The following is a 17,418-nucleotide window of genomic DNA, read 5'->3' as shown; positions in this document are numbered from 1 at the left end:
ATGCTCGACGAGGAGCACCGCTACGTTCTCCTCCCGGTAGATGCGACGGAGTGTGGCCGCGAGTTCTTTCGCTTCATTGGCGTCGAGGCCGGAGAGGGGCTCATCAAGCAGCAGCACCGAGGGGCTGGTCGCGAGCGCCCGGCCGACCTCGACGAGCCGGCTCGTACCGAGCGGGAGCGTGTCGGCCGTCTGGTCGGCGACACCCGTCAGCATCAGGGCATCGACCAGCCGGTCGATCCGATCGCGTTCCCTGGGATCGACCGGACGCAGCGAGCCGGCGGTGAACATGTCGGCCCAGAGCCGGCGCCGGGCATGGAAGGAGCGGTACGCGAGCACGAGGTGCTCACGCACCGTCAGCTCCATGAAAAGCTCCGGCTGCTGGAAGGTCCTCCCGAGGCCCAGCCGAGCCCTCCGCTGCGGGCTTATCCTCGTGACGTCCTTGCCGGCCAGCCACACGCTGCCCTCGTTCGGCCGCTGGAGTCCCGACAAGACGTTGAACAGCGTGGACTTGCCTGCACCGTTCGGGCCGACGAGACCCGCGAACTCCCCCCGCGCCACTTCTATCGACACGGACGAGCACGCCGCGAGCCCGCCGAAGCGCACAGTGACGCCCTCTGCGGAGAGCACGATGTCCGGCGTTTCCAGATTCGCTGTCATCGAATGCCCCTTCCGTGGGATACGCGTCCAGCTCGGTCGTGCCCCGCCTCTCCCCTGTGCCAGGAGAGGCCGGCGGCGACGGGTGCGCTGTCCGTGTCCTGCACGAAGAGCCGGAGGATGAGTCGCATGAGTCCCTTGGCGTTCTGCATCACGAAGCCCTCGGGGTCGGTCGCAAGGATGATCGCACCGACGCCGAACAGAATCGGCGGCACCTGGCCCCAATTGCCGGTGAGGTAAAGAACGAAAGCGCCGGGTATGACGCTGAACATCAGCCCGGCGAAGAGCGCTGCGATATTGGATTTGATGCCCGCGGTCACCAGCACAGCCAGCCAGATGACGCCCGTGAGCGTGGCAAAGTTGTCCGGGATGGCCGCGTTAGCGTTCATCGCGAGTAGTCCGCCACCGATGCCGGCGACCGCCGCCGCGAGCGCCGAGATGATCACCTTCATCCCGACGACCGAGATGCCGATGGTCTTGGCGCCCGACTCGCTCCAGCGCACCGCACCCATGGCAAGGCCCGTGGTCGAGCGACGCAGGTTGACGATGACCAGGCCGAGCACGCAGAACACGACGAGGGACAGCAGTGCCAGCTGCGCGGTGCTGTGGACGTACGACGGCCAGTTCACGCTGACGCCGAGGCCGCTCTGCAGGAAGATGTTTTGCGAGAACACGAGGTTGTCGGCCAGGAGCCCGAACATCAAAGTCACGAGCGCGACATACAAGTCGCCGAGGCGGATCGTGAGCAGCCCGAGCAGCAGCCCGATCGGCAGCGCGACGATGCCCCCCGCGAGGATCGCGAGCGTGACGGGCCAGCCGTGGTTCGTCACAAGCTGGGCCGTGGTCATCGCGCCGACGCCCGCGAATGACACCTGGCAGAGCCAGATCATGCCCCCTTCGCCGGTCACCAGCGTGAAGGAGAGGAACACGATGCCGTATGCGAGCCCGAACGAGATGAGGCCGACCCAGTAGTCGGTGGAGATGAACGTCAGCAGGACGACGATTGCCAGGATCACCAGCGACGGCCGCCAGCCGGCGGTGCCGGAAAGCCTGCGGAGCAGCAGATCACCCTTCGTGGTCTTCGCGACGGGAGGGCCAGCCTGGGGTGCGATGGCACGATCAAGGGCCCCGCCGACGCCCTCGCTCTCATTGACCCGGCCCCAGCGGATGGTGTTGTAGATCAGCACTACCGCGGCGACGATGAAGGGGATACTCGCGATGATGTCGTTGGTAAGACCGCTGGTGTCGGGCATGTAGCCCTGCACGAGGCTGCTGAAGATTCCGATGAGCAGCCCCGCGATCACGGCGACGGGCAGGTTGCGGAGCTTGCCCGCGATCACCGCAGCGAATGCCGAGCACATCAGCAGCGTGTAGTCCGGGGACGACAGGCCGATGATCGGTCCGGCTAGCACACCGGTAAGCCCTGCGAGGAACGTGGTCGACGCCCAGACCCCGACCGAAACCGCGCTCGGGCTAGCGCCGGAGAGCGACATCATCGCCGGCGAGTCCACCATCGCGCGCACCCGCAGGCCCACGTCGGTGAACCGGAGCACCAGAGCGCCGATGACGACCACGAGCAGCACTGAGGTGTACACGATGATCTGGTCCATCGTCACCGGCACGCCGAGCACGTGGTAGACAGCGACCGGCTCCGGGGCGAGTCCCGGCGCCGCTTGAATGTCCTCGTTCCCGAACAGGACCACCGCGAGGGGCGGCAGGCAGACTGAGACGCCAAGCGTCGCCACCACCTTGATCAGCGGTGTCGCCAGACGCAGGAGGCGAAACAGCGCGTAGTACAGAACGACGCCAAGCGTCGGCGCGGCGACCACGAGGGTGACGATCGCCGCCGGCAGGATCCCCCAGCTGTGCTGGGTGTTCAGGAAGTAGTACATGCGCGCGAGGAAGTAGGCGATCGCGCCGAACCCGAAATTCAGGATGCCTGCCGCCCGGTAGGTGACCACGATGCCCGCGGAGGCTATGGCATAGATGCCGCCAAGTACAAGGCCGGCGAGCACGTACTGCAACATGTGCGCCCTCTCCTAGTTCAGATAGTCACGACCGGGATCGCTGCACCGAGTACGTCGATGGAGGCGACCAGCAGACAGCCGCGAAGGCGGGGATCGTCCTCGTGGTCCTCGGTGGTGGCGTAGACCGTCTGCTCCGAGACACCGAAGCAGACGCTCGTGACGCCCCGGGCAGGGACGTCCACGACACGGAGGAGCTCGCCCTGGGGGTCGAAGGCCGCAAGGCAGCCACCACCGTAGAACGCGATCCACAGGTTGCTCTCCGCGTCGAGAGCGACGCCGTCCGGAATGCCGTCGATGGCTGTCGTGCTGTACGAGTCCACGCGTCCCGTGGAATGGTCGACGCGCACGACTTTGCGGTTCGCGGAGTCAACTTGGTACAGGTGCGACGTGCTGTACGCGCAGCCATTGGCGGAACCGATGCCGGTCGCGATCACGTTCACGACGCCGGGCTGCCTGACGACAATCAGATCGCCTGAACTGACCAACTCGTCGTCGGCTCGCTGGCGCCCGATCGGCGTCTGTACGGTGCCGATGTAAAGCTCCCCGTCCGGGCCGACGGAGAAGTCGTTGAAGGAAGTAACGGTGCCCTCCGGCGAGCAGACGTCCGAGGACTCGAGAAGCACCCGGTCATCGCCCGCACCGACCTGGCGAACATCGCGCCCAGTGATCACAATGCCGCCAGCACGGTGTAGCGCCAGCCCGCCGACGCCCTTGCGCTTCGGGATGACCACTTCCGGGGGAGTGCCCGACTGGCCGACCCGGTAGACGCCACCTCCGGTGACGTCGCTGAAGTAGACACCGTCATCGGCTACCGCCGGAGCCTCGAGGACGCCGAATCCCCGCGCGAGAACCGTCCACTCCCGTGCCACGGCCTTGCTGTCCTCCCGTGTGATGCGCCGGTTTGGGCAGCTGTGGCGACCACTCCCCGCCGTGTCCCGGCCATCCGGCGCGGACGCGGCGAAGCGACGCATGCCACATATCCCAGTCGCCATAGGCAAGCACAGTTGAACAGGGGATCCAAGATTGGATGCCTTCACGGACTGTGTACGTATTCAGCGCAATCCACACTGATCCCGCTCTGGCCTTCCCTAGGTGCCAGGGCGATGATTGTGACGACCGTAACACCGCGATAACTAGGACCCGCGCGGCATGGAGTTGATCGACCTCAAGTTCTTCGCTTGCGTCGCCGAGCATCTGCATTTCGGACGCGCCGCCGAGGAACTCGTCTGCACGACGTCGCACGTGAGCCACAGAATTCGCAGACTTGAACGCCAGCTCGGCGTGCAGTTGTTCGAGCGCACGACCCGGCAGGTCCGGCTGACGCCCCGCGGGCGGCTCCTGCTTGGGGAGACACAGGCGATCCTGGCCGGAATCGAGGGGATGCGCAGGATCGCGGCCGAACCCGAAGGCCTTCCCGGACTTGACCTCGCGTACTCGCCGGCCTCGGCCGGACTCATCACGCGGTGCCTCGGCAAGCTTCCCGAATTCGCTCCCCAAGCCCGAGTTCGCCTGGACCCGCAGTCCACCAGCATGGAGGTCTTGCGAGCGGTGACCGGGAACCAATACCCGATCGGCGCCACGCAGTGGATCACCAGGGATGTCGACAGCGTGCAGATCGGCGTGAATCGGCTGGCGCTGTTCGTCCGCGACGATCATCGGCTCGCCTGTCGCTCGACCGTCACCGCAGAGGATCTCGACGGCGAGCGCCTCATCATCGTCGCGCCAGAAGTCAACGCAGGCATCAACAGCGAGGTTCAGAAGTTCTTCGTCTCCCGCCAGATCTTCCCGCGGTTCGAATCGCGCCGGATCACCAACCCGGAGAACTACCTCGACCTGGTGGCGGCAGGGCAGGGCGTCGCCATCACCCTCGCGAGCCTGGCGCAACGTCCGGGTATCCGGAAACTGCAGATCATCGGGCCGACGCCTGCGATCTCGAACGTCTATCTCGTCTGGCGGCACGCACGGCGCCCTCAGCTGGTCGATGTGCTCGTGCACGCGGCCGAAGAAGTGCTCACGGAAACCGAGATGCCCGCGCTGGCCGGATGATCCAGCCGGGAACTCGCCCGTTGACTGCATACGAAACCATCCTTTACAAAGCCATCTCTTCGACCAGCTGCCTGCGCAGCAATTTCCCTGTCGGCGTCCGCGGCAGGCCGGCTCGCCACGCCACCTCGTCCGGCGTGCGGGAGCCGCGCAGCCTCGCGCGCACGTAGGCGCGGATCTCGTTCTCCTCCAGCGTGACCGCCGGGCGGGGCACTACGACCGCGACGATCTTGTGTCCCCATTCCTCGTCCGGCAGGCCCACCACGGCGACGTCGCTAATCCCCGGGTGCGTCAGGAGCACGTCTTCGATCTCCGCCGGGTGGATGTTCTCCCCTCCCCTGATGATGGTGTCGTCGGCCCTGCCCTCAATGAACAGGTAGCCGTCGCTGTCCAGCCGTGCGATGTCCCGCGTCGGGAACCAGCCGGCTTCGTCGAGCACCGACCCCTGCTCCGCGTAGGCTCCGGAGACCTGGGGGCCACGAATCCACAGCTCGCCGGGCGCGCCGGGCTCGGCTGGGGTCCCGTCTTCCCGGCGGACCTGCACCTCGATGCCGGGGACCGGCCGGCCGACACTGGCGAGCCTGGCCCGTTTGACCGGGTCGGAGGAGTCCAGCGCCTCGCGATGCTCTTCCGGGCCGAGCAGCGCGATCGTCGATGAGGTCTCTGTCAGCCCGTAGGCGTTGACAAAGCCGGTGCCAGGGAACGCCGCAAGGGCGCGGAGCAGCACCGGCACCGGCATCTTCGCGCCGCCGTAGGAGATCAGCTTCAGATCGGGGAGGTCGGCGGCACCGTCAAGGGCGTCCACGATCCGCGCCAGCATCGTGGGCACCACCATGGCGGTCGTGACGTGCTGCTCGCGGGCAAGCCTGATCCATTCGGCGGGAGCGAAATCCGGCAGGTAGACGACACGTCGGCCCGCGTACAGGTTGGACAGTGCGGACCCCACGGCAGCGACGTGATATGGCGGAACGGCCACAAGCGCGGCGTCGCCCTCGGTGGCCGCGCCCAGATCGACAGTGGACAGGATGTAGGCGAGCAGGTTTTCATGCCGCAGGACGACCGCCTTGGGGCGCGATGTCGTCCCGCTGGTGAAGAGCACTACCGCCGCCGAGGCGTTGTCCACCGCTGCCTCCTCGACCGGGGCACTATTCGCGGCCTGTGCGAGGAAATCTCCTGTCGCAGTCGCGGCGTACCCGTCGGCCACGGGCAGGTAGGGCGGATCGCAAACGACCAGCGGGTCGTCGAGGGAGCGCAGTTGCTCCCGCAGGCCGTCCGCGCTGAGCCGGTAGTTAAGCGGGACGAACGCGGCGCCCGCATGCGCCGCCGCGAACAGCAACTGCGGGTAGGCGAGGCCGTTGCGGCCTACGAAGGCCACCTGCCTCGCACCCCGGCCGCGGATCACCGCGGCGGCACGGGCCACGCGCTCAGCCAGTTCGCCGCAGGTGAGCTGCGCGTCGTCTGCCGCCAGCACGATACGCTCGCCGTGGCTGGCCACCGCCATCTCCAGGATGAGAGAAAGGCCCATCACGCGGTCCAATCCAGATCGTCAGGCGCATGCCCGCCCAGTTACGGCCCCTGACTTGTGAGGCAAACACAACAGGCCGGAGGCCTCCAAGGGCCGAAGGCTTCATTGACTGTGTACGTTGTCAACACAATCCAGGGCTTGCGGCACCCTAGCCGGTGTCTGACCTCGCAGCTAGGGTGATCATTTAAAGCTGCACGTCACCGGCGACGTTGGGAGGCGCGCGTGGAGCTGATTGACCTGAAGGTGTTCGTCTCCGTCGCTGAGCACCTCCACTTCGGACGAGCCGGCCAGGAGCTCCTGTACACCACTTCGCACGTCAGTCACCGGATCCGGCGCCTTGAGCACGAGCTGGGCGTGCAGCTGTTCGATCGCACGACCCGCCAGGTGCACTTGACGCCGAAGGGCCGCATCCTGCTGGCTGAGGCACAGTCGGTCCTCATCGGGGTCGAGGGAATGCGCAGGATCGCGAACGAGCCGGACGGGCCGACCCAGATCGACATCGCCTACTCCCCCGCCTCCTCCCACGTGCTCCGTCAGTACCTGTCGCGGCTGCCAACAACTGAGGCGGAGTGGCGGGTCCGGCTGGATCCGCGGGCGAACAGCAACGACGTCATTCGCGCGGTCGATGACGGTGACTACACCGTTGGCGCGACTCAGTGGACGACCTCCAAGGTGAGCAGCGTCCAGATCGGGACCAACGAGCTGGCGTTGCTCGTTCCCGCGAACCATTCGCTGGCTAAGCAGAAACTGGTGACGGTCGAGCAGCTTGACGGCGAGCGGCTTCTCATCGTCAGCCCGGAGGTCAGCCCTGGGATCAACTACGAGATCAGGCGTTTCTTCGCCGACCGGGACATATCGCCGCGTTTCGAACCGCGGCGGATTACCGCTCCAGAGCACTATCTCGACCTTGTCGAGGCCAATCAAGGGATCGCGATCGCGCTCGCGTCGCTGCCCGAGCGGCCGCAGGTCAGGAAGATCGCCCTCGCCGGCGCGGTCCCTGAGATCAGCAATGTCTACCTCGTCTGGCGGCGCGGGCACCGGCCTGACTTCGTCGACGCGATTCTCGACATCGTCCACCCCGTCGTCGGCGCGAGCGAGACTCGCGTGGAAGCCGCCCTCGCCAGCTGACCACGCCCGCCGCCACCCGCCCGATCTGCCCAGCGGCAAGGGCGAGCCGGTTCCCTCACCCGCGACAGGCTGGTGACGGTGAAGGCGGAGCAACGGCTCGTTCGGAAATCAAAAATAATTCTTCCGAACGGACAGTGTCGGACTGTCCACGGGCCGCTGTGCACCATGAGCGGTGAGTACAAGATCCGTGAACTTTTCGAGTCTTGGTCGACCGAAGCAGTCGTGATTGCCTGGCAACCGCATGCAGCAGCTCCTGAGCTCGGGAAAGGTCTTGCTGAACGTGAGCTTTGTAGCCACTGAGGTCCAGCGGCAGGTGGCCGACGCCGCCCGTCGCCTGCTCGGGCACTACCCGGCGCGCACACTGATGAGCATCGCCGCGACGCCCGCCGGCTTCGACGGGGCGCTGTGGGAGCAGGCAGCCCGCCTCGGCTGGCCAGGGGTGGCGGTGCCTGAAGAGTTCGGCGGGGCAGGGCTCACCTTTGCTGATGCCGCGGTGCTCGTCGAAGAGCTCGGCCGGGCTCTGCAGTCCGGTCCGTACATTGACGCCATCGCGCTTGGCCACGTGCTGTGCCAGCATGCGACGGCCGTGCAGCGTGAACGGCAGCTGCCCGCGCTGGCGAGCGGCGCGCTCCGCCCGGCGCTGGCGGTCGCGGAGACGGGCCGGCCCTGGTCACCCGATGGCGTGACAGTGCGCGCCGCGAGAGACGGCGACGAGTGGGCGCTGACCGGGAGCAAGGCCTTCGTCCCGCACGCCGAGGCGGCGGACTTGTTCGCCGTGCCGGTCCGCGGCAGGGACGGTCTGATGCTCGGCCTGGTCCGGCGCGATGGCCCGGGGGTCACGATCCGCGGGCTCGGCACGCTTGACCTGACACGCCGTTACTGCGAGGTCGAATTCGCGGGTGCCAGGACCGCGGGCGTGATCGCGGGCGGCAACGCGGTCGCCGCCTGCCTGGCCGCGCAACAGGTGCTGATCTGCGTGGAGACAACGGGCGCGGCCAGGCGGCTGCTTGAGATGACCGTCGGCTACGCCAAGGATCGCGTCCAGTTCGACCGCCCGCTGGCGTCATTCCAGGCCATCAAGCACACGTGCGCCAACATGCGGATGGCGGTCGACGTCATGACGGCGGCGAGCTATCAGGCAGTTGACGAGTTCACCCGTACCGGTGGGCCATCCCTCGGCACGGACGTGGCCGCCGCCGTCGTCAGCGAGCAAGCCCCGCGGGTCGCGGGCGAGGCGCTGCAGGTGCACGGCGGGATCGGCATGACATGGGAGCATGACCTGCACCTGTACCTGCGCCGCATCCGGGTGAACGCCATGCTTTACGGGTCGGCCGGCTGGCACGAGGCGCGGCTTGCGGACGCCGCCCTGGCCGGGGCGGGCCAGTGAGCGTGGCACCGGCGGAGGTCCGCGTGCTGGCCAACTGCGTCGTCGGGCTCGGCTTCTCATACCGGGGGTTCCGGGCCGGCCTGGAGCGCAAGCCGCACCTGATCGGTTGCGACGCCGGAAGCGCGGACTTCGGCCCCGGGTTCCTCGGCAGTGGCCGGGACGCGAAGTCGGCGCTCGCGGTGCGCCGCGACCTGAAGCTGATGATGGAGGGAGCACACGAGGCCGGCTGCCCCCTCGTCCTCGGCTCCTGCGGCGGCGCCGGCTCGCGCCCGCATGTGCTCGGCTACGAGCGCATGGTCAGGCAGATCGCCGCCGAACTCGGCATCTCGCCGCGAATCGCGCTCATTCACGCCGACCAGGACAGGGACACGCTGCACGACGCGCTCACGCGGTCGAGGATCCGGCCGCTCGGACCCTTCCCGCAGCTCACCCATGCCGACATCGACGGCTCCAGCGACATCGTGGCGATGATGGGCGCCGGCCCTGTCGCGGACGCGCTCGAGGCGGGCGCCGACATCGTGCTGGCAGGGCGGTGCGCTGACCCGGCGATCTACGCGGCCCAGGCGATGCGGCTCGGCGCGGACCCGGCGCTGGCCTGGCACGCGGCGAAGTGCGTCGACAAGGGCTATCTGGCGACCACGGCGCCCAGCGAGGGCTCCCCGGTGCTCGCGACCATCCGCGGCGACCATTTCGATATCGAGCCAACGAAGGCGGGCGCGGTCTGTACCGTGGCGAGCGTCGCACGCACCGCGATGTATGAGAACCCCGACCCGTTCACGCTGCGCCAGCCCACCGGCGAACTCGACGTGTCACGGGCGCGCTACGAGCAGATCGGCAACGCGGTTCGGGTGCGGGGCAGCCTATTCACAGATACCGCGCCGACGGTCAAGCTCGAAGGCGCACGCCTCGCCGGGCACCGTGCGATCCTCTTTGCCGGCCTGCGCGACCCGAGGCTGCTCGCCCGGCTCGATGAGTTCCTCGACCGGTACCGGACGCTCCTCGACGCGGCCGCCCGCAGCATGGGCGTCGCGCCGGAGCGTTACACGGTGGTCTTCCGCCCCTACGGCAGGGACGCGGTGCTCGGCCCGGCCGAGCCCTCGGCGGACGTGCCCGCCGAGGTCGGCCTCGTCGTGGACGTGGTCGCAGACACCCCCGACCTCGCCTTGGCGCTGGCCGGCCGGGCCGGACCCATCGGCTCGCGTCTCGACGTCGGCGGGGGCATCGGCAGCGGCGGCAACTTCGCCTACCCGTTCTCGCCGAGTTCGATCGCCGTGGGCCCTGTCTATGAGTGGAGCGTGTGGCACGTCATGGACGTCGATGACGAGAAGGACCCCTTCCGCGTCGAGCTGGCGGCGGCCTGAAATGGCGGCGGCACAGGCAGCCACGCTCGCGGACGTGGCGCTGATCGTGAAGAGCGCCAACGCCGGCGCCTCGTGGCTGACCTTCGACATCGAGTTCCCCGACGCCGCGGTCCTCGGCCGGGTGACGCGGTCCGGAGCGCTCGCGCCCGCGGCTGTCGCCCGCGTGCTGCGCGTCGAGCCGGCCGACGTGTACGTATTCATCATCGAGCCGCTGAACTCCGTCAAGATCACCGTCCCCCGCCGTGATCCGCGCTGCGGCCAGGGGGAGCGGGACTTCGACGGAGTCCAGCAGTTCGTCCCGCTTCTCGCCCTGCCGGTACCTGGCGAGGCGGGGACGGAAACAGCGGCGGAGGGACCAACGGCGGCAGCGGCGGTGGCGGTCGGATGACAGGTGTGCAGGCACGGCCGTCGATCACCGACGAGGCGATAGCCGCCCTGTCGGAGTGGCTTGGCAGGCCCCGGCCCGCCCGGGGCTGGAACAGCGTGGTCAGCTCCGACGCGGTGTGGCATTTCGCCGCCGGGGTGGGGGACGACAACCCGCTGTGGTGGGACCAAGGGTACGCCGAGCGGACACGACGCGCCCGCATGTTCGCGCCGCCGACCTTCCTCTACAGCTGCAACAACGCCCCGGAGCGGCCAGGGGAACACCGGATCCATCCGAGTGAGCACTGGCTGCCCGGCAGCCGCACCATGTGGCTCGGCGACAAGTGGACGTTCGTGCGGCCTGCCTGGGTCGGCGAGCCGGTCGCCGCTGTCGAGACGCTCATCGACGTGCGGGAACGGACCTCGCGCGCAGGCAAGCGCGTCGTCGTGCACACCGACCGCACGACGTTCGCCGGCGGCGACGGGACGGACATCGCCTACTGCGACAAGACCGTGCTGCGAGCCGAGCGCCCCGCGGCGCCGCCCGGGACCGGCGCCGAGCCGGGGGCCGGTCCGTCAGCGGAATCGCCCGACAGCGCCCCGGAGCAGGTGTACTCCCCTGCCGACCTCGACCGGTTCGCGGCGCACTACAGAGGCGAGGCCGCCAGTCGCAGGGGCGGCACCCCGCTCGAAGGCGCCGGGGTGGCGCCGGGGGACTCCCTCGGCACGCTGCTGAAGGGGCCGCTCACGCGCACCGCGATCGTCGGGTGGGTGCTCGGGTGGGGGTCGCCTATGTGCCTGACCGGCCGGATGCAGGACGGCTACCTTGCCAACCACCCGGGCAGCCGCCTGGTCAACGACCGCACGAACGTGCCCGACAGCCTGGAGGCGACCCACTGGGACAGCGAACTCGCCAGGCAGGTCGGGCTGCCGCGCGCCTACGACTTCGGTCCGCAGCGCATCTCCTGGGTCGCGCACCTGCTGACCGACTGGATGGGCGACGACGCCTTCCTGGCCTCGCTCGAGGTCCGGCTGACCGGGCCGAATCTGCTCGGCGACGTGACATGGCTGTCCGGCGAGGTGAGCGGAACTGAGCGGCTCGCCGACGGCACCTGGGCCATCGACTGCGTCGTCACCGGGCGCAACCAGCGCGGGCAGCAGACGACCGAGGCGACCGCACGGGTGGTTGCCCCATGATCGCGCTCCCGTCTGGCCAGCGCGGCGAGCTGGCCAACACGAGCAGGGCCAATGCATGGAGGGAAGGCGGGCAATGACTGGCGAACAGGGATACGAAGATTACCGCCGCCGGGCCCGCGCCTTCATCGCGGAGAACGCCCCGGCGATGGAGGTCCGCGGCGGGCATCGCGCGCCCCGGCCAGAGGACCTCCCGGCCCTGCGGGAGTGGACCGCCAAGATGTTCGCCGAGGGGTTCCTCGGCGAGGACTGGCCGCCCGAGTACGGCGGCAAGGGCGAGTCCGACCCGATGGAGGACGCGATCTTCACCGAGGAGCTCGGCCGGGCCGGCGCGCCCGCCCCGATCGGTGCCGCCTACCTCGCCTCCGGCGCCCTGCTCTCGTATGGCACCGACGAGCAGAAGCGCAAATACCTGCCGCGGATCCGCAACGGCGAGGACATCTGGTGCCAGCTATTCAGCGAGCCGAACGCGGGCAGCGACCTTGCGGCACTGCGCACCCAGGCGCGGCTCGACGGGCACAGCTATGTCATCAACGGCCAGAAGGTATGGACGACGAACGCGCACAACGCCGACCTCGGATACCTGCTCGCCCGCACGGACACCACCAAGAAACACGCTGGGATCAGCGCGTTCATCCTCGTCATGCGCAGCCCCGGCGTCGAGATCCGGCCGCTGCGCGAGATCACGGGGACAGCCGACTTCAACGAGGTCTTCTTTACCGACGTTCGCGTCCCCGCCGCGAACCTGATTGGCGGACCCGGGGAAGGGTGGCAGGTAGCGACGGCCAGCCTGGTCAAGGAGCGGCAGGGCAACCGGGGCCTTGGGTCACGGCTGAGGTCCCGCCTTGATGACCTGCTCGCGCTGGCGCGCGAGGTCGAGCGTTCGGATCCGGCGCTCGCCGCACGGCTGCGGCCCCGGCTTGGCCGCGTGATCGCGTCGACCGAGGTCTGTAACTACCTGCACAGCCGCAGCCTGGAACGCCGCCTGGCCGACGAGGGCGACGCCGCGGACGCGCCGGTCAGCAAGATCTTTTCCTCGGAGGTTAACGTGGCGATGATCGATCTTGCGCTGGCCTACCAGGGGGACCGCGGGGTTTTGGCGGAAGGGGATCCGGGCGTGCTCGACGGGGGAAGCTGGCAGGACGACCTCCTGTACTCGCGCACGTACACGATCGCGGGCGGCAGCAACGAGATCCTGCGCAACCTGATAGCCGAGCGTGCCCTCGGCATGCCGAGGGACCGGTCAAAATGACGGCCCCGGCGACGGCAGGGAGGCACTGGTGACCAGTCCGCACTTCGTTCCTCGGGGCCAGTTCATCGAAGGCCGATGGGAAGATGCTGGCGCGGGCGAGGTGAAGATCCTCAACCCGGCCACGGAAGAGGTCCTGACCGTCGTGCCAGAAGCGACCGTCGGGCAGACCGAGGCCGCCCTGGGAGCTGCCCGCCGCGCGTTTGACGACGGGCCGTGGCCGACAATGCCGCCCGCCGAGCGCGGCAGGCTGCTGACCCGGATGGCAGACGCGCTCGACCGGCGCCGCGCTGAGATCATCGAGCTGATCATCGCAGAGACGGGCTGCCCGCGACGGATCGCCACGCCGCTGCAGGTCGGGTACCCGCTTGACGTATTCCGGGACTTCGGGGAGCGCATCGCGCCGCGGCTAGAGCTAGAGCGCCCGATGCTGCCGCACACCAGAGACCGGCGCAGCCTCGGGCAGGGCGTCGTACAGCGCCAGCCGTCCGGCGTAGCCGCCCTGCTGTCGGCCTTCAACTTCCCGCTGGGCCTGAACATCTACAAGGCGGGTCCGGCGCTCACCGCCGGCTGCACGGCCGTGCTGAAGCCGTCCCCCTATACGCCGCTGTCCGCGCTGATCCTGGCCGAGGCAGCCGAGGAGGCGGACCTGCCGCCCGGCGTGTTGAACGTCGTCGTCGGTGACGTGCCCGTGGGCGAGCGGCTCACCGTCTCACCCCTGGTCGACGTGGTCAGCTTCACGGGCTCCGATGCCGTTGGCCGGAAGGTTTACCAGCAGGCCGCCGGCGGGCTGAAACGGGTCATCCTCGAGCTAGGCGGGAAGTCGGCCACCATCATCGCCGAGGATGCGGACCTGCCGCGGGCGGCCAGTTCGATCCTCACCGCGATGACGCTGCACGCCGGCCAGGGCTGCGACCTGCTGACCCGGACCTTCGTGCACCGGTCACGGTTCGATGAGTTGCTCGGCATCGTCCGCGGCGCCCTCGCGGACGTGGTCATCGGCGACCCCAGGGACCAGGCTACAACCCTCGGACCGCTGATGAGCGCCGGGCAACGGGACCGCGTGGAAAGCTACGTCGAGCTTGGCCGCAGCGAGGGCGCCACGGTGGCGGCCGGCGGCCGGCGGCCAACCTCGCCTGACCGGGGCTTCTTCTACGAGCCAACCCTGTTCACCGACGCGACGAACAACATGCGCATCGCCCGCGAGGAGATCTTCGGTCCGGTAGCGGTAATGATGGCGTTCGAGACCGAAGACGAGGCGGTCGCCCTCGCCAACGACAGCGAGTACGGGCTCGGCGGGGCGGTCTGGGCGCACGACCCAGCACGCGCCTACCGGATCGCCTCGCGGCTGCGCACCGGGTACGTCCTGGTCAACGGCGGCGGGTCACCGCTGTCGCCGTTCGGTCCGTTCGGCGGGCTGAAGGCCAGCGGCATCGGCCGCGAGTGGGGTGAATCCGGCGTTGCCGAGTTTCTCGAAGACAAGTCCATCGTCTGGTCCGTCGTCGGCGGCTGAGCGGTGACAGAAAGGAGTTGCCGATATGAACGAGCGGCTCGCGGGCAAGGTCGCCTTCATCACCGGGGCGGCGCGCGGCCAGGGCCGGGCGCACGCTCTTCGGATGGCGGAGGAAGGCGCCGACATCGTCGCCGTCGACATCTGCGCCCAGATCCCTTCCAACAAGTACCCTCTCGCCACCGAGGCCGACCTGGCCGACACGGCCGATGAGGTGCGCGCTCGCGGCCGGACCATCGTCGCCGTCAAGGCCGACGTGCGAGAGCGTGGAGAACTGCGGTCGGCCGTAGACAAGGGGCTGGCCGAGCTCAACGCCGCCGGCCTCGACATCGTCGTAGCCAATGCCGGGATCTTCCCGATGGCGTTCGGCGACCCGGACCCGGGCGATTTCATCGACGCCGTGGATGTGGACCTCGGCGGGGTGATGAACGCCGTGGCGGTCGCGCTGCCTACTCTGAGAGACGGGGCCTCGATCATCGTCACCGGCTCAACGGCCGCGATGATGCCAAACCAGGCGAGCAACCCTGTTCTCGGCCCCGGGGGCGGCGGCTACACCTTCGCTAAGTCGAGCATCGTCGCTTACGTCGAGCAGCTCGCCCTGCACCTGGCGCCCCGCTTCATCCGGGTCAATGCGATCCACCCGACGAACGTGCGGACCCATCTGCTCCTCAACGAGGGCATCTACGCCGTGCACAGGCCCGACCTGGACAACCCAACGCTGGAGGATGCGATCCCAGCGTTCACGAACTTCCAGGCGATGCCCATCCCATACATCGAGCCGGAGGATGTCGCGAACCTGGCGGTCTTCCTTGCCTCGGACGAAGCCAGGTACATAACAGGGCAGCAGATCCGCATCGACGCCGGCTCGCTGCTCAAGTTCCCCGCAGGTGCGGCGTGAGCATCATCGTGCGCGCGGACCAGGCGCGCTGCATGGGTCACGCACGGTGCAACAGCTACGCGCCAGGAGTCTTCAAGCTAGACGACAACGGATACGTAGCGATCTCCCAGGCGGAGGTGGCACCGGAGGACGAGGCCGCGGCCCGCCACGCGGTGGCCGCCTGTCCCGAGCGCGCGCTGTCCATCGAGGAGGTCGAATGACAAGCCAGGCCGATTCTTGCGAACTGCGGATGCACGTCGGCGAGACGCCGGCACTTCCGCAGACCGGCAAGGTCGCCGACGGCTACGAGGCCACGAAGCGGGCAGGCGACCGCCCCGCCGGATGGTTAGTCAACTCGCTCGACAGCGCCGCCAGCCCGACGGTCGCGATCACAGGTGCCGATGAGAACAGACAGCCATGACGCGGCGAGAACCGCTGCCGACACGCTTGTCGCAGAGCTCGCCGATGTGCTCGACGGGCGCCGCCCCCGGGTCAGCCTGAACCCTGGCGACGCGGACTCCGACTGGGCTCGGTCCGGCGCGATGTACCTGACCGGCCGGGCCGATGGGCCGCCGCGACTCGCGCCCGGCGCGCCCGCGAGCTGGGCGCGCGCGGCGGTCGGGTTGCTCGGAGCCGCGGCGCGAGACATCGACGGGGCGGCGCTACTCGGCGAGCGGGCAGCTCTCAGCGCCGGGCTGCACCGGAACTCGCCCAGCTCGGTCGGCGGCGCCTTCCGCGCTATTCCCGGACAGGACGGCTGGCTGGGGCTGTCGCTCGCGCGGCCCGACGACCGCACGGCGCTGCCCGCCCTGATCGAAGGCCCGGTGACCGGTGACCCATGGGCTGCTCTCGCGTCCTGGCTGGCAGGGAAGCCGGTCCGCACAGCGCGGGAGCGGGCGACGATGCTGGGGATCCCTGCTGCGGTAATTGGTAACAAGCCGTCCGGGCTCTCGCGGCCTGCCGTTCTCGCCACCCGGGGCGGCAGCGTGGCGATCCGGCGGAAGCAGCCGGTCGTGGCCGACCTCAGCTCGCTATGGGCCGGGCCGTTGTGCGCCCAGCTGCTTTCGACATGCGGTGCGCGTGTCATCAAGGTCGAAAGCATCGGCCGGCCGGATGGGGCACGGCTCGGCTCCCCTGGCTTCTACGCCCTCCTGCACGGCGGCCACGAGTCGGTGGCCCTAGACTTCGGATCGGCCGCGGGACGGCGAGCCTTGCATGCCCTGATGTCCTGGGCCGACGTGATCATCGAGGCGTCGCGACCGCGCGCCCTGCGGAACCTGGACATCGACGCCGCCGAGTTCGTTGAGCGTGGCGCGGTGTGGGTCAGCATCACCGGCTACGGGCGCGCCGCCGGCGAACGCGCCGGTTTTGGTGACGACGTCGCGGCGGGCGCGGGACTCGTCGTGGATGATGCAGGCAGGCCCGTTCCCGTTGGCGACGCCATCGCTGATCCCCTGACAGGGGTCACCGCGGCGGCCGCCGCGATGTGGGCGATCACCAGCTCCAGCGGCTGGCTGCTTGACGTATCAATGCACGATGTCTGCGCACAGGCGGCGTCGGTGGCCGCCCGCGAGCGTGAGCCATGTGAGCTTGCCTGCCGGCAGGGCCGGTGGTGGATGGAAACCAGGGATAGGCCGGTGCCCGTGCTGGAGCCACGGGCCCGTCGGATGCGATCTCCGGCCCCCTCGCTAGGGATGCACACGCAAGGCGTTCTCACAGAGGTGGGCCGCGAATGAACGGACTGCACGGCGAGGGGCATCTGTGCGACAGCATCCGGACCGCGCCGCCCTCGCCGCGGCGGTCCGTCCCTGCGGTTCTGCTAGCCGGCCGGTCAGCACCAGCTGGGAGCCACGGGCACGGGCCGGCGGCGCGCTCGTCAGCTGGTGCTGACTGCCGGAGGTTCCGACGATTCGCGGACGACCTTGTGGTGGTGGATCAAGTGAGGAAGCAGGTGGGTGGCGACCGGGGGGCCGACCAGCAGGACGGCCGATAGCGCGACCAGCGCGCCGCCCGCCATCAGCTTGGAGCCGTTGGTGATGCGCTCCGCGCTGAGCCGCAGGCTTCCCGTGCGTGCCTTCCGGCCGAGGAGCTGGCCGACCA

At 68.9% G+C, this 17,418-nt stretch carries 17 protein-coding genes; 12 read left to right on the top strand and 5 right to left on the bottom strand.

The genetic code is table 11. From position 1 onward, the window contains the following. From Q1N79_RS12980 to Q1N79_RS12970, 3 genes are all read right to left on the bottom strand, one after another. On the bottom strand, window positions 1-657 hold a 657-nt coding region (locus Q1N79_RS12980; RefSeq protein ID WP_300608765.1), incomplete at its 3' end, for an ABC transporter ATP-binding protein. Continuing rightward, window positions 654-2,681: an ABC transporter permease gene (locus Q1N79_RS12975; protein ID WP_300608763.1), complete on the bottom strand. Its 2,028-nt coding sequence runs from the start codon at window positions 2,679-2,681 to the stop codon at window positions 654-656. The genes Q1N79_RS12980 and Q1N79_RS12975, both read right to left, overlap by 4 nt. Before the next feature lie 17 nt (window positions 2,682-2,698). Continuing rightward, entirely contained in the window at window positions 2,699-3,652 is a 954-nt protein-coding gene (locus Q1N79_RS12970; protein WP_300608761.1) for an SMP-30/gluconolactonase/LRE family protein, read from the bottom strand. Window positions 3,653-3,830: 178 nt separating this feature from the next. Here Q1N79_RS12970 and Q1N79_RS12965 point away from each other — a divergent pair, with 178 nt between their 5' ends. Then, window positions 3,831-4,727: a LysR family transcriptional regulator gene (locus tag Q1N79_RS12965; protein WP_300608759.1), complete on the top strand. Its 897-nt coding sequence runs from the start codon at window positions 3,831-3,833 to the stop codon at window positions 4,725-4,727. Between the two features lie 43 nt (window positions 4,728-4,770). On the opposite strand, the gene Q1N79_RS12960 is transcribed toward Q1N79_RS12965, so the two are convergent. Then, the gene (locus Q1N79_RS12960) at window positions 4,771-6,249 is read right to left on the bottom strand and encodes a class I adenylate-forming enzyme family protein (protein WP_300608757.1); all 1,479 of its coding nucleotides are present in this window, start codon (window positions 6,247-6,249) and stop codon (window positions 4,771-4,773) included. A gap of 222 nt (window positions 6,250-6,471) precedes the next feature. Between Q1N79_RS12960 and Q1N79_RS12955 the strand changes: the two genes are divergently transcribed. The 11 genes from Q1N79_RS12955 to Q1N79_RS12905 all read left to right on the top strand — a co-directional run bounded on the left by Q1N79_RS12955 (window position 6,472) and on the right by Q1N79_RS12905 (window position 17,054). Then, window positions 6,472-7,377, top strand: a complete 906-nt coding sequence (locus Q1N79_RS12955; RefSeq protein WP_300608755.1) for a LysR family transcriptional regulator — start codon at window positions 6,472-6,474, stop codon at window positions 7,375-7,377. A gap of 280 nt (window positions 7,378-7,657) precedes the next feature. Continuing rightward, a complete protein-coding gene (locus Q1N79_RS12950; protein ID WP_300608753.1) occupies window positions 7,658-8,764 on the top strand; it encodes an acyl-CoA dehydrogenase family protein in 1,107 nt (368 codons plus the stop codon). After that, window positions 8,761-10,125 (top strand): acyclic terpene utilization AtuA family protein, encoded by a 1,365-nt coding sequence (locus Q1N79_RS12945; RefSeq protein ID WP_300608751.1) that lies wholly within the window; start codon window positions 8,761-8,763, stop codon window positions 10,123-10,125. Before Q1N79_RS12950 ends, Q1N79_RS12945 begins: the two co-directional genes overlap by 4 nt. Window positions 10,126-10,159: 34 nt before the next feature. Then, complete coding sequence (locus Q1N79_RS12940) at window positions 10,160-10,513, top strand: DUF4387 family protein (protein ID WP_300608749.1); 354 nt, start codon at window positions 10,160-10,162, stop codon at window positions 10,511-10,513. Next, window positions 10,510-11,685 (top strand): MaoC family dehydratase N-terminal domain-containing protein, encoded by a 1,176-nt coding sequence (locus Q1N79_RS12935; RefSeq protein WP_300608747.1) that lies wholly within the window; start codon window positions 10,510-10,512, stop codon window positions 11,683-11,685. The genes Q1N79_RS12940 and Q1N79_RS12935 overlap by 4 nt, the downstream gene beginning before the upstream one ends. Before the next feature lie 73 nt (window positions 11,686-11,758). Beyond that, window positions 11,759-12,934 carry an acyl-CoA dehydrogenase family protein gene (locus Q1N79_RS12930; protein WP_300608745.1) on the top strand — a complete coding sequence of 392 codons (1,176 nt, stop codon included), beginning with the start codon at window positions 11,759-11,761 and terminating at the stop codon, window positions 12,932-12,934. 28 nt (window positions 12,935-12,962) lie between these two features. Continuing rightward, a complete protein-coding gene (locus tag Q1N79_RS12925) occupies window positions 12,963-14,444 on the top strand; it encodes an aldehyde dehydrogenase family protein (RefSeq protein ID WP_300608743.1) in 1,482 nt (493 codons plus the stop codon). A gap of 25 nt (window positions 14,445-14,469) precedes the next feature. Then, on the top strand, window positions 14,470-15,339 hold the full coding sequence (locus tag Q1N79_RS12920; protein ID WP_300608741.1) for a mycofactocin-coupled SDR family oxidoreductase: 870 nt from the start codon (window positions 14,470-14,472) through the stop codon (window positions 15,337-15,339). Further along, on the top strand, window positions 15,336-15,539 hold the full coding sequence (locus Q1N79_RS12915; RefSeq protein WP_300608739.1) for a ferredoxin: 204 nt from the start codon (window positions 15,336-15,338) through the stop codon (window positions 15,537-15,539). Before Q1N79_RS12920 ends, Q1N79_RS12915 begins: the two co-directional genes overlap by 4 nt. After that, the gene (locus Q1N79_RS12910) at window positions 15,536-15,739 is read left to right on the top strand and encodes a hypothetical protein (RefSeq protein ID WP_300608737.1); all 204 of its coding nucleotides are present in this window, start codon (window positions 15,536-15,538) and stop codon (window positions 15,737-15,739) included. Before Q1N79_RS12915 ends, Q1N79_RS12910 begins: the two co-directional genes overlap by 4 nt. Further along, window positions 15,720-17,054 carry a CoA transferase gene (locus Q1N79_RS12905; protein ID WP_300608735.1) on the top strand — a complete coding sequence of 445 codons (1,335 nt, stop codon included), beginning with the start codon at window positions 15,720-15,722 and terminating at the stop codon, window positions 17,052-17,054. Before Q1N79_RS12910 ends, Q1N79_RS12905 begins: the two co-directional genes overlap by 20 nt. A gap of 140 nt (window positions 17,055-17,194) precedes the next feature. Here Q1N79_RS12905 and Q1N79_RS12900 read toward each other — a convergent pair. Further along, a partial coding sequence (locus Q1N79_RS12900) for a hypothetical protein (protein ID WP_300608733.1) occupies window positions 17,195-17,418 on the bottom strand: 224 nt, incomplete at its 5' end.

Source organism: Trebonia sp. (genome assembly GCF_030042015.1).
Taxonomy (GTDB): domain Bacteria; phylum Actinomycetota; class Actinomycetes; order Streptosporangiales; family Streptosporangiaceae; genus Trebonia.
Note: the sequence above shows the minus strand (reverse complement) of the source record. Positions and strands in the feature narration are given on the sequence as shown.